The sequence below is a fragment of the Sporosarcina sp. P33 genome (genome assembly GCF_002077155.1).
Classification (GTDB): Bacteria; Bacillota; Bacilli; order Bacillales_A; family Planococcaceae; genus Sporosarcina.
The window spans coordinates 2641766-2660348 of record NZ_CP015027.1 but is presented as its reverse complement, the minus strand read 5'-3'; the positions used below and the strand labels follow the sequence as shown (position 1 = coordinate 2660348).

At 46.5% G+C, this 18583-nt stretch carries 18 protein-coding genes; 1 reads left to right on the top strand and 17 read right to left on the bottom strand.

From position 1 onward, the window contains the following. Window positions 1–1527 precede the first annotated feature (1527 nt). From SporoP33_RS16490 to SporoP33_RS12915, 14 genes are all read right to left on the bottom strand, one after another. A complete protein-coding gene (locus tag SporoP33_RS16490) occupies window positions 1528–1656 on the bottom strand; it encodes a hypothetical protein (RefSeq protein ID WP_255363016.1) in 129 nt (42 codons plus the stop codon). A 176-nt stretch (window positions 1657–1832) separates the two neighbouring features. Beyond that, window positions 1833–2267 (bottom strand): hypothetical protein, encoded by a 435-nt coding sequence (locus SporoP33_RS12975; RefSeq protein ID WP_081244107.1) that lies wholly within the window; start codon window positions 2265–2267, stop codon window positions 1833–1835. Window positions 2268–2350: 83 nt separating this feature from the next. Beyond that, entirely contained in the window at window positions 2351–3445 is a 1095-nt protein-coding gene (locus SporoP33_RS12970; protein ID WP_081244106.1) for a flagellin N-terminal helical domain-containing protein, read from the bottom strand. A 262-nt stretch (window positions 3446–3707) separates the two neighbouring features. Next, complete coding sequence (gene csrA, locus SporoP33_RS12965; protein WP_081244105.1) at window positions 3708–3929, bottom strand: carbon storage regulator CsrA; 222 nt, start codon at window positions 3927–3929, stop codon at window positions 3708–3710. A gap of 1 nt (window position 3930) precedes the next feature. After that, window positions 3931–4362 carry a flagellar assembly protein FliW gene (gene fliW, locus SporoP33_RS12960; RefSeq protein WP_081244104.1) on the bottom strand — a complete coding sequence of 144 codons (432 nt, stop codon included), beginning with the start codon at window positions 4360–4362 and terminating at the stop codon, window positions 3931–3933. A 66-nt stretch (window positions 4363–4428) separates the two neighbouring features. Continuing rightward, a complete protein-coding gene (locus SporoP33_RS12955) occupies window positions 4429–4983 on the bottom strand; it encodes a DUF6470 family protein (RefSeq protein ID WP_155961367.1) in 555 nt (184 codons plus the stop codon). Window positions 4984–5050: 67 nt separating this feature from the next. Then, on the bottom strand, window positions 5051–5926 hold the full coding sequence (flgL, locus tag SporoP33_RS12950) for a flagellar hook-associated protein FlgL (RefSeq protein WP_081244102.1): 876 nt from the start codon (window positions 5924–5926) through the stop codon (window positions 5051–5053). 16 nt (window positions 5927–5942) lie between these two features. Continuing rightward, entirely contained in the window at window positions 5943–7526 is a 1584-nt protein-coding gene (flgK, locus tag SporoP33_RS12945; protein WP_081244101.1) for a flagellar hook-associated protein FlgK, read from the bottom strand. Window positions 7527–7538: 12 nt separating this feature from the next. Further along, on the bottom strand, window positions 7539–8045 hold the full coding sequence (locus SporoP33_RS12940; RefSeq protein WP_081244100.1) for a flagellar protein FlgN: 507 nt from the start codon (window positions 8043–8045) through the stop codon (window positions 7539–7541). Window positions 8046–8063: 18 nt separating this feature from the next. Further along, window positions 8064–8330, bottom strand: a complete 267-nt coding sequence (gene flgM / locus SporoP33_RS12935; RefSeq protein WP_196796795.1) for a flagellar biosynthesis anti-sigma factor FlgM — start codon at window positions 8328–8330, stop codon at window positions 8064–8066. 128 nt (window positions 8331–8458) lie between these two features. Then, entirely contained in the window at window positions 8459–8875 is a 417-nt protein-coding gene (locus SporoP33_RS12930) for a TIGR03826 family flagellar region protein (protein ID WP_081244098.1), read from the bottom strand. A 4-nt stretch (window positions 8876–8879) separates the two neighbouring features. After that, a complete protein-coding gene (locus SporoP33_RS12925) occupies window positions 8880–9494 on the bottom strand; it encodes a ComF family protein (RefSeq protein ID WP_081244097.1) in 615 nt (204 codons plus the stop codon). Beyond that, a complete protein-coding gene (locus tag SporoP33_RS12920) occupies window positions 9491–10861 on the bottom strand; it encodes an ATP-dependent helicase ComFA (RefSeq protein WP_196796794.1) in 1371 nt (456 codons plus the stop codon). The genes SporoP33_RS12925 and SporoP33_RS12920 overlap by 4 nt, the downstream gene beginning before the upstream one ends. A 14-nt stretch (window positions 10862–10875) precedes the next feature. Then, entirely contained in the window at window positions 10876–11724 is an 849-nt protein-coding gene (locus SporoP33_RS12915) for a DegV family protein (protein ID WP_081244096.1), read from the bottom strand. A 1047-nt stretch (window positions 11725–12771) separates the two neighbouring features. Here SporoP33_RS12915 and SporoP33_RS12910 point away from each other — a divergent pair. Beyond that, complete coding sequence (locus SporoP33_RS12910; RefSeq protein ID WP_081244095.1) at window positions 12772–13548, top strand: enoyl-CoA hydratase-related protein; 777 nt, start codon at window positions 12772–12774, stop codon at window positions 13546–13548. Window positions 13549–14156: 608 nt separating this feature from the next. On the opposite strand, the gene SporoP33_RS12905 is transcribed toward SporoP33_RS12910, so the two are convergent. The 3 genes from SporoP33_RS12905 to SporoP33_RS12895 form a co-directional block, all read right to left on the bottom strand. Beyond that, the gene (locus tag SporoP33_RS12905) at window positions 14157–14447 is read right to left on the bottom strand and encodes a late competence development ComFB family protein (RefSeq protein ID WP_081244094.1); all 291 of its coding nucleotides are present in this window, start codon (window positions 14445–14447) and stop codon (window positions 14157–14159) included. A 515-nt stretch (window positions 14448–14962) separates the two neighbouring features. Next, complete coding sequence (aspA, locus tag SporoP33_RS12900; protein ID WP_081244093.1) at window positions 14963–16408, bottom strand: aspartate ammonia-lyase; 1446 nt, start codon at window positions 16406–16408, stop codon at window positions 14963–14965. Window positions 16409–16511: 103 nt separating this feature from the next. Then, entirely contained in the window at window positions 16512–18482 is a 1971-nt protein-coding gene (locus SporoP33_RS12895; RefSeq protein WP_081244092.1) for a S9 family peptidase, read from the bottom strand. Between the last annotated feature and the right edge of the window lie 101 nt (window positions 18483–18583).

The following is an 18583-nucleotide window of genomic DNA, read 5'->3' as shown; positions in this document are numbered from 1 at the left end:
CGCACAACTCAAGGACTATTCAGAATGGTATCTGAGTTGTGTGTTGCACAGATGCATACTCTTAGATTCTTCTCGGCAATGGCCTTATTCTTTTAATTCTTAAGTTCTTTGGTTATTGTGCTTCTCAAAGTGAGCCGTGATATCGTATAAATGTGGGTTGGTGGTATGTACTAGTATGAAATGACGCTCGTCTTAGATTGAGATGCTTCTGAGTTCAAATTTGGATCATTGCAACGTCTCACATTGAGTTGGCTGATTTCTTAATTTTTCTGCGAAGAATTTCGTGCTTATTGAAGCGTGATTTGGTTATAAAAATATTTATTTTTAAGTATCTTTGCTCTGAGTTTTCATGGTTGTTAAAACATTCATGACTATTTAAATAAACACGTTAGTTTTTCACACAGGTACCCTTCACTAATATGCTAGAATTCTAAACTAAATTTTCTTTTAAGCATTATTTAAATTTCAAAAGAGTTTTACATTCAATGTTATAGGTATTTGTATTTATATATGGAACAATTATACACTTTGTTAGTCGCTATTCATAATCAAAAAATATTAAGTATGGACTATGTGTAAATTCTATCATTTTATCAATCAATGTTTTTGAAAAATGTTAAAACTTTATTTTGAAGCTAGTTCAGCTTTTGCAGGAAGTAAAATTATATACGAAAAAGCTCCCGTTCACTCGAAATGAATGGGGCTTTACCAATTGCCTAGTAATCGAATCTGCTTCCTACCCAGCTGCTGATGAGTTTACCCCGTTTGATATCGGAGCGGCTCCAAAGGTATGCCTGTGGAGTTTGTTGAACAGCATGTAACCGCAAAGATGCTAGCGTGGTGATATCAAAATTGCGCCTATTTGATAGTAAAGGAAAATGAAACTTTGTAAATACTTATAATCCCCACTGAGCAATGTTCCAAGGAGAGCTTCGGCTACTTCAATATGCATTAAATATAAAATACAATCTGCTGTTAGCGACAGACAGACAAAAAGGCTGATCCTTTATGATCAGCCTCTAAATAAATATCTTCTATCCATGCTTGCACCTTGAATACATCCTACGTTCTTCTATTAAATGAGAATTTTAATGTTTACAAGCCAATTGTGAAACGAACATCAATAAGGCTATCCAATCCAATATCTTTTTCCACACTATAAAAGTAATTAATTAAATAATTTAGCAATATACTTTCTCTATCAAAGTGAAAGGAGACACCCTTCAAAGATTGAATTACGCCAAACAAGCGAACAATGAATCTGCAAGCTAGTTTATCACACACCCTTTACCAAAGAATCCCTATATTTTAAAGACCTACTAAATCAAAAAAGTTATGATAAATTTAAGCGTACAATTATTAATATTAATTTATTTTGAAGTAACTCCATAACGAACATTCATAATTTCTAAAACAATCGTGTTAATTTCAATATTCATGTTAGTTTTTCACATAGGTACCCTTTACTTAGGTAGGCACCAGGTCCTCACACAAGTTGAAAAAATTCTGAATTCAACTAGAAGTGTCTCAAGACTTGGCACCTACAAATTCATCTATCGCGATGATACAGTAGTGATCCGCCTCCACGCTTCCCATCAAGCGGCTCCAATTACTTCCGTTTCTTCCCTGAATATGATTAAATGATGGTAGAACCATTGTTTTCATCTCCTATTTACTGGTGGGGTCGGGTAGAAAGTTCTGTGATTGGTACTCTCATATACCCTGAAAACAGTGGTTTATTCGTGTTTCACTTACCTATTTCATATAATAGGTACCATCCACTAAAACTCTCTAATTACAGAGTCTGTTTGTTGTGAACCTGGTACTCTATACTATTTTCTAGGTAATCCATTGTATATATTTTCAATCCAATTATCAAATTTACCTTTTTTGTCAAAACTCATTACGTCATACATTTCTGGATTAGAATTTTCAAATTTTTCTTTAAAGAGTTCTAGATTAAATTCTTCCATTTTGCTTTCTCTCTTAATTCTAGCGAAAACTTTATTAAAGTCTTTACTTTTGAATCCAATGTCTTTTTTTCCTAATTTAATTGCCTTACCATTCTTCTCTAATCCCAACTTGTTTGCTATTCTGCAAGCTTCTTCTTTTACAGCAAATACGTTATCGTGAATAGCTAATCTAATCACAACATCTTTTCTTTGTGGACAATCAATTTCGCTTATTTCCTTTAGTGCTGCTAGTCTATTTCTCCATGAGGTCTTATCATTGGCTTTTTTTACTAGGTAACCAATTTTTTCTATCAAGGTATTTCCTCCTTCTAAAAATTTAATCTTTTTAATACAATAGGCCCCTAGCTAAGCCAGGGACCCTTTTAAATATTCTTAAATTAACGAAGAAGTTGTAATACTCCCTGTGGTTGTTGGTTCGCTTGAGCCAACATTGCTTGTGCTGCTTGAGAAAGAATAGAATTTTTAGTTTGTTCCATCATTTCTTTCGCCATGTCAACGTCACGTACACGAGACTCAGCAGCTGTTAAGTTTTCGGAAGAAGTGTTTAAGTTGTTGATTGTGTGTTCTAAACGATTTTGATAAGCACCAAGTTTTGAACGTTCTTTTGAAACTTCAGTTATTGCACTTTCAATGTTAGTAATTGAAGCTTTTGCTTTATCATGCGTAGAAACATCGACCCGTCCAGAACTTTCAAGGTTCAAATCTCCATCAGTACGCATACTTCGGATATTTAAACTTACGTTTTGGTCTTCATTAGCACCGATTTGGAACGTAACAGAACCTGCTAATACCTCGACATCACCAATCGCATCATCAGCTGTGTATGCCGCATTAGTTTTTATTGTGATTCCAAAGTCTGAGAAATTTAATTCTTGAGCCCCATCTGCATTATCAATCTCTTGTTTCTTACCACCAAACGTCATCGTTAATTTGTCTGAATTTTCTACTGTAATAGTATAAGTTCCTGCAGCAGCACCATTAGTAGAAGCACTAGCCACTCCCTTTACATCTAAAACAGTAGTTGTGTTAGGATCTTGTTCAACTGTACCACCTAAGTTACCTTTTAATAGCAACTGTTTGTTAAATTCCGTTGTATCAGCGATGCGATTAACTTCATTTTTCAGCTCAACTAATTCTTCTTGAATCGCATCTCTGTCCTGTGCAACATTAGTATCATTCGCACCTTGAACAGCTAACTCACGCATACGTTGTAAAATATCATGAGTTTCGTTTAATGCACCTTCAGCAGTTGAAATCAAAGAAATACCGTCCTGAGCATTCTTAGATGCCATATCCAATCCACGAATTTGCCCACGCATTTTTTCAGAAATTGCAAGACCAGCTGCATCGTCGCCAGCCTTGTTAATACGAAGACCTGATGCCAATTTTTCCATAGATTTTGATTGGTTAGTAGTAGCTGTGTTCAACTGACGATGTGTATTCAACGCTGCAATATTATGATTAATTCTCATGTTAATTTCCTCCTTGAGTGTGTGTAGGGTGCACTTCCTTGTGACCCTGAATTTTGTGGCGGTGTACGGAGCCGGCCGAACTCTTTCTCCCGCTTACACTAGTAATATCGGACAGGCAGGTAAAGTGTTTAGTCTATTTTTGAAGTATTTTATAATCTGCAGAAAAAATAGAGTACATATGTCATAAGTTTGTCTAAACAGAACTTCACGTAAAAAGAGCACCGCTGCAGAAACTCTATAGCGATGCTTTACTAATAGAAGGCTATTCTTTTTTCAACAGCTGCGAGAACAGATCCATATCGATTGTGAGCGCTTCTTTATTCGTCTCGGTAATCGATTGAACTAATTCCCCTCTAAGAATTTCAATAGATTTCGGTGCTTCAATGCCAATCCGCACGGTATCTCCTTTGACTTCCAGAATCCGAATTTCTATGTTGTCTGCAATTTGAATCGACTCGTTTACTTTACGTGACAAGACGAGCATGTCAGTTCCCTCCTTTGCCGACTGGGTGTCTGACAGTGAAACGTGGGTCGTTCAGAATCATTTGCTTGGCTTTTTTATTTGGAACGTGAAAGATCAAAGGCGCCTGCAAGTTGATTGTGGACTCGTGATACTGCTGTTTCATGGATAGGATGCCAAGCACCATGATATCTTCCGGCTGACTGATTTCCAGCAAGTCAATCGTTGAGTTATCTATTTCAAAAGTATAATCGGTTACGAGTGTATATGGGTTGGCTACAATAAATGCAACGGATGGCTGCTTGGTCGATTGTAATACCTGCAAAGAATCGCTGCCTTCAATCGGCACCAAGACAAATTCATTTTCCGCTTCAAAGCCGGGGATTCCTTTTGGAAAATGCCAGATTTCTGATGGGTCAATTTCAATCGTTGCATGAAATTTAGTTTCAATTCTCATGTGATAAGTTGCTCCTCAATTAAATGTTATATTAGTTACTGCAAAGGTAAATTATGTAATTCATCGTTACACTTTCCAATCAATTTCAATGGTCGGATACTGTTCCAATTTAGCCGTTACGTTGCCTGGCGTGTAGTTATGGATGGGTTTGTTTACTTGTGCATCTATTATCGGTTTCTGCGGTGTCACGTGTATATCCACACGCCCTGGTGTAAAGCTTCTTTTTAATTGCAGCGGATTCCCTACAAAGCGGATACCCAGATCAGCCATTGGTTTTTCCGAGTTTTGCTTAACAATATCAGCCAAAGGGTTACCGCCACTTTCAATTTTCGCAAGCTGCATGCCTTCCTGTGCTCTGCGCGCAATGCCCTCTTGTACTTTTTGCTGGCTGTACTGCGCTACTTCGTCTCCCCGTCTGAACATGCTCATTAAATCCAGAGCTGCCCGATTTTCTGTCGTATCAAGCGTCAGTTCGGACGGTGTGGTTGACATTTCAAGAATGGCTGCAGGCTGTTCGATACGCAGTGTCGCTTTTGGCTGCTCGATCTCTTGTATTGGCTTATCAATCTGTAATCCCAGCCTGGCTGATGTCGTCTGGACTTGCAGCTGAGGAATATTCACGTCTGTCACCATCCTTTGCTTATCTTTATAAAAATAGCGGACACTATCAGCGTGTCCGCATTACTTTTTACCGCAAGAAATCCGTCAATGAAGGCTGGATAATACGCGCCCCTACCGATAATGTAGCCCGGTGGATTGACTCTGAAGTAATCAAATCCGTAATCGTTTTTTCATAGTCGATATCTTCGTTTTCAGAACGCTGCTTTTTCGCCGCACCTTCCTGCATCATCAGACGATTCTCCATAAGCTCTGCACGGTTGGACCGAGCTCCTATATCTGCACGTTTCATTAACACATCGTCCAGCAGCCCATCAATTTCTTCAATTGCGGCACTGAAGTCATACTTGTCGTCCGTGTCATTTTTTATATCAGTGAACAATTGATTGATATTATTAAACAGATCCGATGCATTCGTACTGACACGCAAGTCTACGCCATCAAATACTTCAATGGATACATTTTCTTTAAAAGATGCGCCCGATTGATAACCGCCTGCGTTTTTGTCAAATAATGGTTTGTCCGTCATTTTCCCGCTGAATATATGTTTATCGCCGACTTTCGTATTCGCGAAGTCTTGCAGCTGCTCTTGCAGTTGCTCTAATTCAATTTTGATCATTTCCCGGTCATTCGCAGTCACCGTACCTGAATTCGCGGCATTTGTGGCTAATTCCCTGGCGCGGTGAAGGACTTGTCCTACCCCATCCATCGCATCATCCGAACTGTCGAGCCAGTTATTGACTTCGCCTAAGTTTTTCTGATATTGCTCGACTCTGTTAACCTGCATCCCATAGCCAAGGCTTTTCATGACGACGACTGGATCATCTGACGGTCGGTTCACTTTTTTCCCTGTATTCAGCTGTTCCTGCAGTTTTCCCATTTTATTATAGCTGCTTGATAAGTTGCGCAGCATGTTTTGGGAAAGCATTGATTGTGTTACGCGCATGAAGGTTCCTCCTTAATTATCTGCCGACTGTACCCATTCCGTTGATGATTTTATCGAGTGCTTCATCCATGACGGTAATCATACGGGCAGAGGCGTTGTAAGCCTGCTGGAAGCGGATCATGTCGGTCATTTCTTCGTCGAGTGAGACGGAGCTGATAGAATCGCGCCGGTTGGACACCGAAAGAAGAAGTGTTCCGGAGTTTTCGGCCATTTTTACGGCTTGCTGTCCTGCCACTCCGAGCTGGCCGATCGCTTGGGCGAAGTATCCTTGCACACTTGAACCGCCAAGTGCTGCCAGTTTATTAAATAGTGCATTCCCTAGGTTTTGGGCGTTTTGTCCGTTACCTACTTCAGGATTAGTTGTTGGATCGGTGCTGTCCACTGGTTTTGACGTAGAAGCCGCCACTTTATTCGGATTGCTAATAATATTTTCATTCACTTTAATATTACTGGCAGATATCGGCTTCGTTCCATCAATGACCTTGAAAAACTCTTCTCCTGGTTTTCCGTCTAAATCTGTCGCATACACCCCATTGGCAGGGTCACCTTGATGAATCTTATTAAACTCCGTCGCAAATGCAGTAGCCATCTTGTCCAGTTTCGCAAGCATGTCCGGATACATTCCTTTTACAGGCCCGTCAGCCGTTTCTTTGTAGCCATACGATTCCACCAGCGATTTTAATTCTCCGCTTTTCTTCATATCTGCCACTGAAAGTTCTGCGCCTCCGGCAGGTGCCCCGTTACATGTAAAGCCTGTAATTTCTTTCGGCATTTCTCCGGTTGTTTCGTTTTTCCCGTTGATCGAGATATTGGAGAATGTATTTTTTTGCAGTACTGTGATCGGTTTATCATTTGTCATGATTTTTATTGTGACTGTGCCTTCAGCAATTGCCGGTGCACGTCCGCCAGTCTTTTCATAGCTGACTTCAATCGGCAAATAAGTAGACAGCTGATCGAGCAGCCCATCGCGGGCATCGTACAGATCATTAGGCAAATAGCCATTGGGTTCGACGTCTGCGATTTGTCTGTTCAGTTCCGTAATTTGCCCGAGTATCGAGTTAATATTAACGGCAGAGACATTAATTTCATCTCCGAGATTCGTTTTAATTTCAGCTATGGACTTGGAGATATAGTTGAATGAGTCAGCTACCGCCACACCGCGTTCTACTACGACAGCACGGGCCCCGCCGTTTTCCGGGCTAGATGCAAGTGTCTGCAATGACTGCCAGAAGTCGCTGAGGGATTGCTGCAGACCGTATTCAGAAGGTTCTCCTAAGACATCTTCCATCTGCGCAATCGCTTTAGTACGTGATTCCCAGTACCCCAATTTATTCGCCTCACTGCGGTACTGATGATCAACAAACGTATCACGAATCCGCTGAATGCTTCCCGCTTCAACGCCTGTCCCGAGAAATCCGGGCACCGTTCCTGCGTTCAGTCCTACTCCCGGGAATCCGGACGTGGCCTGCATGTTGACGCGCTGACGTGAATAGCCGGGGGTGTTGGCGTTCCCGATGTTATGCCCTGTCGTATAAAGAGCGGATTGCTGTGTGTACAATCCGCGTTTGCTGGTTTCCAGTCCCATGAATGTCGAGCGCATGATGTGTCCTCCTTATGCTTGGGAGTCGAATGAGGAGAGCTTCGTTTTGGCTCTGCTTTGCGACTGCCCCTGTACTTCATTTTTCGAATAGTTGACGGTTTCCGGACGCGGACGGACCATGTCCAGCGATAGATTCACGAATTGAAGAGATTGATAAGTCAGCTGCTGATTGAGTTCGTTTTGCCGTTTCAACTCATGAATCGCATGCAGGAGACGGTCCTTCGCCTCTGCCAACTGTTCTTTGTCCGGTGTGTCCGCCAGTTCGATTAATTGCGTCATGGTCGGTTCGGCAGGTACTGCACTTCCTTGTGCGGTCAAATACTGCTTCACTTCGTTCACGCGCTTCTGGTCCATTTGCACAATCGCCGCTAAATGGGCCTGCTCCTCTTTCAACAGCTGGTCAATCCCGTTGATATCACCGTTTTTCAGCAGTGCGGTCTTGTCGTTTGACAGACGGAGCAAGCTCATATGCAGTTTTTCCAGGTGATTGAGCGTTGTCAAAATCGGTTCAATGGACATGTGTATTCCTACTTTCTGTTAGTTCTTATTGAAATACGACAGCATACTCGAAGCGAGTTTGTTCGCATCGACCTGGTATTCTCCAGACTGTACTTGTGACTTCAATTCCTGAACGCGCTGTTGTCTGGCCGTTTCAATCGGTGAAGCCTTGGATAATTTTTTTGCTTCTGAAGAAATCTCGAGCCTATCCGTTTGTACTTGTGACGCCTGTTTAGTCTGCTCTGTTTTCAGCTGCTGATTGCGGTATGGGTTGATTGCCTGCGGTTTTACTCCATCGATCTTCATACGTCTCGCTCCTTTCATACATACATTCTATTTTAGGTACTACTCTTTATGTCGGCAGATTTCACGTAATATTTAGAGCCTTTTGGACGAAAAAACGAGCAGGACGAACTGCTCGTTTCCCCATTGGTTCATCGTTCGCGTTTTTGTGTGTAGTACGTTGCTTTGTCTTTAGCCTCAATCGCCTCGCGCAATTCCGCCGCTGCATCAAATGTGCGCAAGTCCTGCTGGATTTCTTCTGTACATTTTGCACAAATTTTCCCGCTGGATGTTAACGCGCCGCATTTGTCGCATGGATAGCCGAGGTTCGGGAACAGTGCCGGCTGCAGTCTTCCTTTACGTACCCAGCGATGCAGCAACTCTTGCGTCACTCCCGTTACTTCGACGATGCGGTCGATATTCGCCGCACGGTTTTCCCGTTTGCGCAAAAACCGGTAGACCGTTTCATACATATCCTCTTCGGCCTGCGCACATGCGCCGCATACGTCCCGTAAACCTGTGTAATTAAATATTTTGCCGCAAGCCGGACAATTTCTTGCTTCCGCCATTTTATCACTTCTCTCTTATAGGTCTGAATAACGTCACAGCTCCCACCTGGCGTACGCCCCGCTGTTTCAGTGCCTGTGCTGCGTGACGCAATGTCGTACCAGTCGTATAAATATCATCAACCAGCACGTATACTGCCTCATTACTTGGTATATCGGCTGTCGCCGTGAATAGTTCAGTCATCGCGAGACGTTCACTCCGCGTTTTTTCACCCATTACCGATTCTGTCGTTTTTTCCAGCAGTGTCTGATACGGGATGTTCGCTGCGCGGAGCAATGCATCCACTTGGGAAAAGGTGCGTTTCTTTTTATTCGCGGCATGCATCGGAATCGGCACAATAACTTTTTTCGGATGATTCAGCACATGGCGCAATGGCTGTGCGAAAATGTCGGCGAGCGCAATGTCTTGCATGAACTTGAACTGATGCAGGTAATCTCTTGCTGCTTCATTATATGCATACAGCGAATGAACAGAATCAAGCCATTCATCTTGCGCCATGCTGTCAATTCGTTCAAATCGTTTCAGACAGCTTGGACAGGCAGAAGCGTCTTTTTGAATGCCGAGAAACTGCTGCCACGTCGGCACGTTGTCGAGAGGCTTGTCGCAGAGTAAGCAATTCACTGCGGCACCTCCGTCTGGTTCAGCTTGCGGATTTCCCGTTTCGCTTCATCCATCGCGCTTGTAATGCCTTGATGAAAAAGTACGAAGTCGCCTGATGTATGAGGCACCGAACGGCCGACCCGTCCGCCGATTTGAATAAGTGCCCCTTTATTGAAGATCGTTTGTTCAGCTCCAACGACCGCCACTTGCACGTTCGGAATCGTAATGCCGCGCTCAAGAATCGTTGTCGTCAGCAGTCCTGGAATTTCTTTTTGCCTGAGCAGCTGCACCCGCTCTTTCCTGTCCGCGTGTTCCGCGTGAACTGCACAGATCCGTTCGTCGAGCTGCTGAAACAGCGGCTCTGCCAGTTCCATCAGTTCGATTTGATGAAAGAAAATAAGAAACGGCAGCTGCTGTTCGAGGCATTCTTTCGTCCAGTCGAGCAGTTTCTTCGGAATGCGCTTCTTTTTCAGCTGCCGTTCGTAATTCCACAGCGCAGCGTTTCGCGGTACGGGTAACGGCTGGCCGTGATAGCGTCTCGCGAGGATAGAAATATTGCCCTGTTTTTTATTCATGGCGAGCAGTCTGCTGGATGGAGTGGCTGTGACGAAGTGGATCGGTGCATTTGGTTTCGCGGCTTTTCGCACGGCCTGCTGCAATGTTTCATCCGCAGTATACGGAAATGCATCGGCTTCGTCGACGAAAACCGCGTCGAATGCTTCGTGGAAACGGTAGAGCTGATGAGTCGTCGCAAGGATCAGCTGCGCGTCAACATGTTCCACATCCGCGCCGCCGTATAGGGCTTCTGTGCATGTGTCAGGAAATGCCGCGGTCAGACGGGGCAGCAGTTCGAGAATAACGTCCACACGCGGTGCTGCGAGACAAACCCGTCTGCCTTTATTCAATAAATAGTGAATCGGCTGAAACAGCATTTCTGTCTTGCCTGAACCGCAGACGGCGTAAAGCAAATGCGAGACCCCTTGTTTCGTGCTCTCAAGCAGTTCATTCGCTGCTTTTTGCTGGGAAGGCGTCAGATTGCCTTGCCAGTTCATGCAGTGCACAGCCGGAAATAAGGGCGGCGTGCCTGTCCACGTCACCAGTTCGGAACAGCACGACACCCTCCCCATGTTGAGACAATTTCTGCAGTACGCACATGCTGATTCGCATTGTGCGCACTCAAACACCGTAAAGCGCGCCGAATTTTCATTATGACAGCGCTGACATGTGTAGCGGGTGCCGTGCCAGACCTTTTTCTTTTGCACGCCTTGTTGCACATGGATCTCTCCCCGGCTGATTGCTTCGTCTACGAGGTCAGCGGGAAATGGCAGCAGATGACGCAGCCAGATGCGCCCTGCCAGGAATTGCTTGAGTGTTGCTCGTTCGGCCATACAGTTCCTCCTGTTCAGGTTCCGCGCCGTTTCACCCAGCCGAGTCCCATGGCCCCTTCGCCAAGATGGGTGCCGATGACCGGGCCAAAGTGGCTGACCGTGAAATCGACGTTCGGATGTTTTTCTTCTAATATATTCTTCCATGCTATTGCTTCTTCATAACGGTTCGCATGGATGATCACTGCGTCGAGCAATTGGTTCTTTGCGTCTTCAGCAAGCAGATCCGCGATTCGTTTCATCGCTTTTTTCGTCGTGCGGATTTTTTCAAACGGGACGATGACTTTGTCTTCAAAATGCAAAATGGGTTTCACTTGCAGCAGTCCGCCGACGAGCGCCTGTGCACCGGACAGTCTGCCGCCGCGCTGAAGATGCGACAGGTCGTCCACCATAAAGTACGCACGCATCGTTTGTTTCATTTCTTCCAGTTCTTCTATAATCGCATGCGGTTGTACACCCTCTTTTGCCAGCTGCGCTGCGCGAATCGCGAAAAAACCTTGGGGATAGGCAGATATTTCCGAATCAAACGTCAGCACTTCAATTTCCGGCACGAGCTCACCGGCCTGGCGCGCGCCCATATAGGTGCCGCTGATGCCGCTCGAGAGGTGGATGGAAATGACAGCGTCGTAGTCTTTCGCGAGTTCGCTGTACAAGGCTTCAAAGTCACCGATCGCGGGCTGCGACGTTTTCGGCAGCGGGCCTTTGCCGCGCACCAGCTCATAAAATGCTTCAGTCGTGATGTCGGCGTCTTCTTTGAATTCTTTGCCGTCGATGGTCACGAGCAGCGGGATAGTGCGAATCCCCAGTTCTGCTTTTATATCATCCGGCACATACGCCGTAGTATCTGTCACAATCGCTGTTTTCAATATGATCAACTCCTGTCATTTATTCTACCTGAAATTCGTTGAGTTGGCATCTGTGAAGGGGGGATAGAGAGGAACTTGAGAGGCTGAATTTGTATTGGGGTGAGGATTAATGCAAAGATGTGCTCCCAACGCTTCGCTTATGCTCGCAAAAGCCGTTCTTCGTTACAGCTTTCTCTCTGGACGGACGCTTTCCCATGGGCGTGGCCTTGAGCCAAGCGAACAGCGAAGTGTTCGCTTTGCCGTATTTCTGCGTACTTTGCAGAAATTAAGGCACCTGTCCAGGGTCTCAAGCTCATGCTATTCCCGCGGGAGTCGCCGCCCGCCGCTCCAATCCTACGGGGTGAGTGGTGGCAGTTTTTGTTGTTCATTGAAGCTAGTGTTGGAATCTAGATTTACTTATTGACCCAGCAAGTACATTTTGAAACTACTTAATAAAAAGTGATGTGTTCACTCAGAACTGCTACGATGCACCCCAACAACAGGTACAGAACCGGCAACACGTAAGGGATTGGGGCGGAAGCCGGTCGACTCCGGGAGGATCAGCCCGACAGGCGAGACAACTAAGGAGCACAGCGACAGTTGGCTCGCCGCGGGCCCTCCGGAAAGCGTACCGGCTGGAGCCCCAATCCCCACCCACTAACCAATTGAAGCCTATCCATTTACACTCTTCAAAACTACCAAACTGTCCCGCGTACCTCCATTTTCTAATGAGAGTTTATTCAATAAGACTATTCTTGCAGATAAGTATGAACGTTATGGCTCAACTCCCCCATTCCAAGATGCACTCCAACCACAAGCACAGAACCGGCAACACGTAAGGGATTGGGGCGGAAGCCGGTCGACTCCGGGAGGATCAGCCCGACAGGCGAGACAACTAAGGAGTGCAGCGACAGTTGGCTCGCCGCGGCCCCCCCCGGAAAGCGTACCGGCTGAAGCCCCAATCCCCACCCACTAGCCAATTGAAGCCTATCCACTTTCAAACTTACAGAACATTCACTTTCATGCTATCGTATAGATAGACCATACATTTCAAGGAGGCGTTTGATTATGCAGGAGATTACGTATGAACAGCGGGACTCGGTAGCTTATGTGATGCTGAACCGGCCTGAGTCGATGAACGCGTTTAACTTCCAAATGCTGCTCGAGCTCGGGCAAGTGGTAGAAGGCATCCGGATCGATCCCGAAGTGCGTGCTGTTGTGTTTTTAGGAAGCGGCGACCGGGCGTTTAGCGTCGGAGCCGACTTGAAAGAACGGAAGACACTGACCGAAGCACAAGTGCGGCGAAACCTGAATAAAATTGGCGATGTCTTCACGATGATCGACCAATTGCCGCAGCCGACGATTGCTGCCATCAACGGCTTTGCTTTTGGCGGAGGCATGGAACTCGCGCTCGCTTGTGATTTCCGTATTGCCGCAGACAGCGCGGTGATGGGACTGACGGAAACGGGACTCGCGATTATTCCCGGGGCCGGCGGAACGCAGCGGCTGCCCCGTTTAATTGGTGAAGCAAAAGCGATGGAGCTGATTTTGACGGCGCGGCGAATTGCAGCGGATGAAGCGCTGCGTATTGGCCTCGTGACACAAACTGTTCCGCTTGCGTCACTCGAGGACACGGTGTCCAAGTTTTTGGATTCATTGCTTGCCAACGGACCGGTTGCGGTTCAACAGGCGAAGTTTGCGATTAAGCAAGGGATGATGGCGGATTTGCAGACCGGGCTTGCGATTGAGCGGAAGGCGTATGAGATGACGCTGCCGACGGAGGACCGCGTGGAAGCGCTGATTGCTTTTTCGGAGAAGCGGAAGCCTGTGTTTAAGGGGAAATAGGTGTTGGGTCGTTTTGCGTTATGAGCGGTTGGCTGCCTTGATTGAGCGCTTGAAGAAATTTAAGAGCGGTCAGCGGCTTGTTATGAGCGCTTGGCGGAATCTATGAGCGAATGACGGAGAGGTATGAGCGCTTGCCGGGGTTTTATGAGCGCCAGACAGAATTCACGCGCACATGAATGCGGAAGCCTATGTTTAAGAGGAAATAAATGTTTTCGGAGTGCGTTATGAGCGGTTGGCTGCCTTGATTGAGCGCTTGAAGAAATCTAAGAGCGGTCAGCGGCTCGGTATGAGCGCTTGCCGGAATCTATGAGCGGTTGACGGAGAGGTATGAGCGCTTGCCGGGGTTTTATGAGCGCTTGACATGATTCATGCGCACATGAATGCGGAAGCCTGTGTTTAAGAGGTAATAAGTTTTTTCGGAGTGCGTTATGAGCGGTTGGCTGCCTTGATTGAGCGCTTGAAGAGATCTAAGAGCGGTCAGCGGCTTGGTATGAGCGCTTGGAGGAATCTATGAGCGGTTGCCAGAGAGGTATGAGCGCTTGCGGGGGTTTTATGAGCGCTTGACATGGTTAGTTTCATTATTGAAATAAACGAAAACCCTTCCGTGATTATTCGGAAGGGTTTTTCATGTTGTCACAGCGCGGATTTTTTCCTACTTCCCCTGCTGCCCAGGCGACCTTGGTCAAGATGGCGGTTGCGCCTTGCCGGTCGGCTTCGTGGGCTGCGCGGACGTAGGCGCTGTTGGATTCGTGGACGACGTATTGCGGTTTGACGTTGTTCAGCGTCATGGCGAGTACGTCGTTCAGGCATTGTTCGCATGTACACGGCATGTTGAGTTCGTTTTTATATTTGGTAATCACGTCACGGACTACGATTTCCATAATATTATGCACTTTCATGATTGGTAACTCCTTTGCGTTGTTGCGCAGGGTGTAAGGATTGGAGACTTGGAATAGGTAGAGAGTGTATCAGACGCCGTTGATTTCCGTTGCGGGCGGACGCGTTCGGGAGGGCCCGCGCTGAGCCAACTGTTCGCTTCGCTCTCTTAGTTGTCTCACCTGTCGGGCTGATCCTCCCCGAGTCGCCACCCTCCACTCCAATCAACTGGATAGCAGATTATCAAGTGCAGCATATCGACTTTAAACCAGTTTGAAAACTAACGGCCGGAAAATTCCAATATATTCTCCATTTGACGTCAACTACCCCCGTAGGGAATGGGGCGGAAGACGGGCGACTTCTGGGGAATCAGCGTGATCTTGAGACCCTGGGCAGATGCCTTAATTTCTGCAAAGTACGCAAAAATACGTCAAAGCGAACACTTCGCTGTTCGCTTGGCTCAAGCCATGCCCGCAGGAAAGCGTCCCGTCTGGAGCCCCATTCCCCAAACCACTAGCCAAACTCCAGCCTCACTCACTTATTTAGAAAGAATAATCTTCTTCTTCAACAGCTCTTTCCCAGAAATTCCAGGTTTCGTCATCTCGAATGGGTGCAGGATCTGGTCGAGTTCTTCTTTTGTCAGTACTTTTTTCTCGATGCACAGTTCACGGATTGATTTGTTCGACAGCAGTGCTTCTTTTGCGATTTGTGATGCTACTTCATAACCTACGTGCGGGTTGATCGCCGTGATGACGCCGATACTCTTTTCCACGTATTCTTCCAAGTGCTCCACGTTCGCCTTTATGCCGTCTAGGCAATAATCGCGGAATGCGCCGAAGACGTTTGTCATGATTTTTAATGACTGCAGCAAGTTAAACACTAGCACCGGCTCCATGACGTTGAGCTCGAACTGTCCTGCTTCTGATGCGAGTGCGATGGTCATATCGTTGCCGACTACTTGGAACGATACTTGGTTCATCACTTCCGCCATTACCGGGTTCACTTTCCCTGGCATGATGGATGATCCCGGCTGTCTTGCAGGCAATGAAATCTCCGACAATCCTGTGCGCGGACCCGATGCCATCAGGCGCAGGTCATTACAAATTTTAGACTGGTTCAGCATCGTGCCGCGCAGCGCAGCGGATACTTGAACGTAGGAGTCTGTGTTTTGTGTAGCGTCAACGAGATGTGTGGACGATTTTAATTGGAAACCGCTGTTTTCAGAAAGATAGCTTGCTACTTTTTCGATGTACAGCGGATCCGCGTTCAAGCCTGTTCCTACTGCCGTTGCTCCCATGTTGATTTCATACAAATAGACGCGTGACACACGAATACGTTCGATATCACGGCGCAGTACCATGGCATAGGCTTCGAATTCTTGCCCTAGACGGATGGGAACCGCGTCTTGCAGGTGTGTACGGCCCATTTTCAGGACGGATTGGAATTCGATTGATTTTTTCAAATATGTTTTATGAAGCGATTCCATAACTTCGAGCAATTTGTCGACTTTCATTAATGTCGCGATATGTATCGCAGTCGGGAATGCGTCATTTGTGGATTGTGCCATATTCACGTGCGAGTTTGGACTGATAATGTCATATTCGCCTTTTTCATGTCCGAGAATTTCAAGTGCACGGTTCGCGATTACTTCGTTGGCATTCATATTGACCGATGTGCCCGCGCCGCCCTGGATCGGATCGACGAGGAACTGGTCGCGTAATGCGCCGTTGATTACTTCTTCAGATGCCTGGATAATTGCTTCCGCAAGATCAGCGTCAAGCTGGCCAATGTCACGGTTTGCCTGTGCTGCTGACTTTTTGACGATTGCGATTGCACGGATCAGGTCGCGGTTGACGCGGTAGCCAGTAATCGGGAAGTTTTCTGCCGCCCGCAGTGTCTGAATACCATAATACGCGTCTTTTGGCACCTTCTTTTCACCGATAAAATCCTTCTCTATTCTGTATAGTAATTGCTCTTCCATGATGCAGAACCTCTTCTCAAATATTTTTTATGCGTACGATTCGTATCTCATTATACACATATTTATTTTCATGTATAGACGAATTAACATACATCTTCATATTACCTCACAGATAGCGTCTAAACCACCCGGTAATCTCTTGTAATCGGGCTATTCGAAGGTTCGGTTTGCCGGTTCTTGATAAATTATGGTCAGATTCCGGAAAACGCACGAATTCCGTTTCTTTGCCCAAGTCTTTTAATGTAATGAACAACTGCTCGGCCTGCTCAATCGGGCATGTGAAATCCCGTTCCGCATGCAAAATCAATAACGGCGTCTCTACCTGCTCTGCATATTTCAGCGGAGAGTGCTTCCATAAGGTATCCGCATCTCTCATATCCGCTTTCAGATGCCAGTCAGTGAAATAATAGCCGATATCGGATACGCCGAAGAAACTGATCCAGTTGCTGATGGAGCGCTGGGTGACCGCCGCTTTAAAACGGTTCGTATGCCCGACAATCCAGTTCGTCATAAAGCCGCCGTAGCTGCCGCCGGTGACGCCAAGTCTCGTTTCATCGATCCACGTTTCATTCGCCAGCACTTCATCGACTCCCGCCATAATATCTTCGTATGCAGCGCCGCCATAATCTCCGCGCACCGCGTCCACAAATTCCTGACTGTACCCGTGGCTGCCGCGCGGATTGAGATAGAGCACGCCGTAGCCTTCCGCCGCCAGCAGCTGCATTTCATGAAAATACGTACAGCCGTACATCGCATGCGGCCCGCCATGGATTTCCACTATGAGCGGATAGCGGCTGCCTTCCTTAAAATTGGCAGGCTTCATCAGCCAGCCTTGAATATTCATATCCCCGTTCGTGTAATGAATCGTTTCCGGCGTTACAAGTCTGACTTTCTTCAGCCAGCCTTCATTACATGAAGTCAGTGCTTTTCGTTCCCCTGTCGCGATCGTCTGAAGATACAGCTCGCCCGGGTTCGTCGCCGTACTTACCGCAACGAGCGCAAATTCACCGGTTGACGATACATCGTAGCCGTACACATGCTCTTCTTCCCCCGTCGCCGGATAGATGGCGCCGTCCAGTGTCGCCGCATATAAACGGACGTCGCCCATGCTCGACAGCTGGAAGTAGAGCTGCTCGTCGTCGGTCCATACAACGCCTGGTGCATAATGTTGCTGCAAGTGATCGGAAATGCACTCATCTCCAACCGGCGCGTCAATTCCCGCTGTTAAATTCACCGTCAGGCCACCCGTCCGGTCGTAGACGAAAACATCTGTCTGGGTAACGTTTTGGTACGTCATATCGAGCCCTGTATAGGCGATGTAGCGGTCGTCTTTTGAGAACTGCACTTTGCCGAAATAGCCTTGCTGATCCAGAATAACAGTTTCGTCTCTCGTTTCAATTTCTACAAGAACGAGCGGCGTACTGAAATCGTAATCCGTCTGCTCCTTGCGGTTGACACCGATCACCAGATACTTGCCGTCATGAGACACCGCTTCCAATGAATGATCAAACGGTTCGGCCGTAAAATTACATACTGCGCACGTCGCAAGATCGACATAACCGATTTGTGCATGCTGATCTTGCGGCAGCACCCCGGTAAAGTCTGCTTTATATTTCATTTTCGTCACGCGGATCGGCTGCGGAAATGCTTCTTCTTTCTTTACCGTCGTCGCGAAGGTTTCACCCGTTCTGATCGTGCCGGTAAACCAGATTTTCTTGCCGCATGGCGACCATTCAAATGAATCGATTCCTTCTTTGCAGTCAGTGAGCACACGAGCTTCCCCGCCGGCTTTTTGCATGACGTACAGCTGATTCGTTCCGGTACGGTTTGATAAAAACGCCAGCTGTTTGCCGTCAGCGGACCATTTCGCCGCACTCACCAGCTGCTTGCCGAACGTCCACTGTGTTACGTTTCCGGTCTGCAAGTCGATATGATGAATCGCAGAGTAGTACGTATTATCTTCTCTATTCATTTTTGTCACTGTCACTGCAGCTTCCTGATTATTCGGCGCAAGCACCGGATTCGTCACCGATTTCGTTTCAAACAGATCTTCCGCCGCTACACATCGTTTCTCCATGTAATCCCTCCTGTTAGTTGAGATCTTCTCCTTAAACCATAACAAGCAGACGGTTGTTTTGGCAATAAATGCACGAAAAAAGAGTGACGGAAATTACTGCC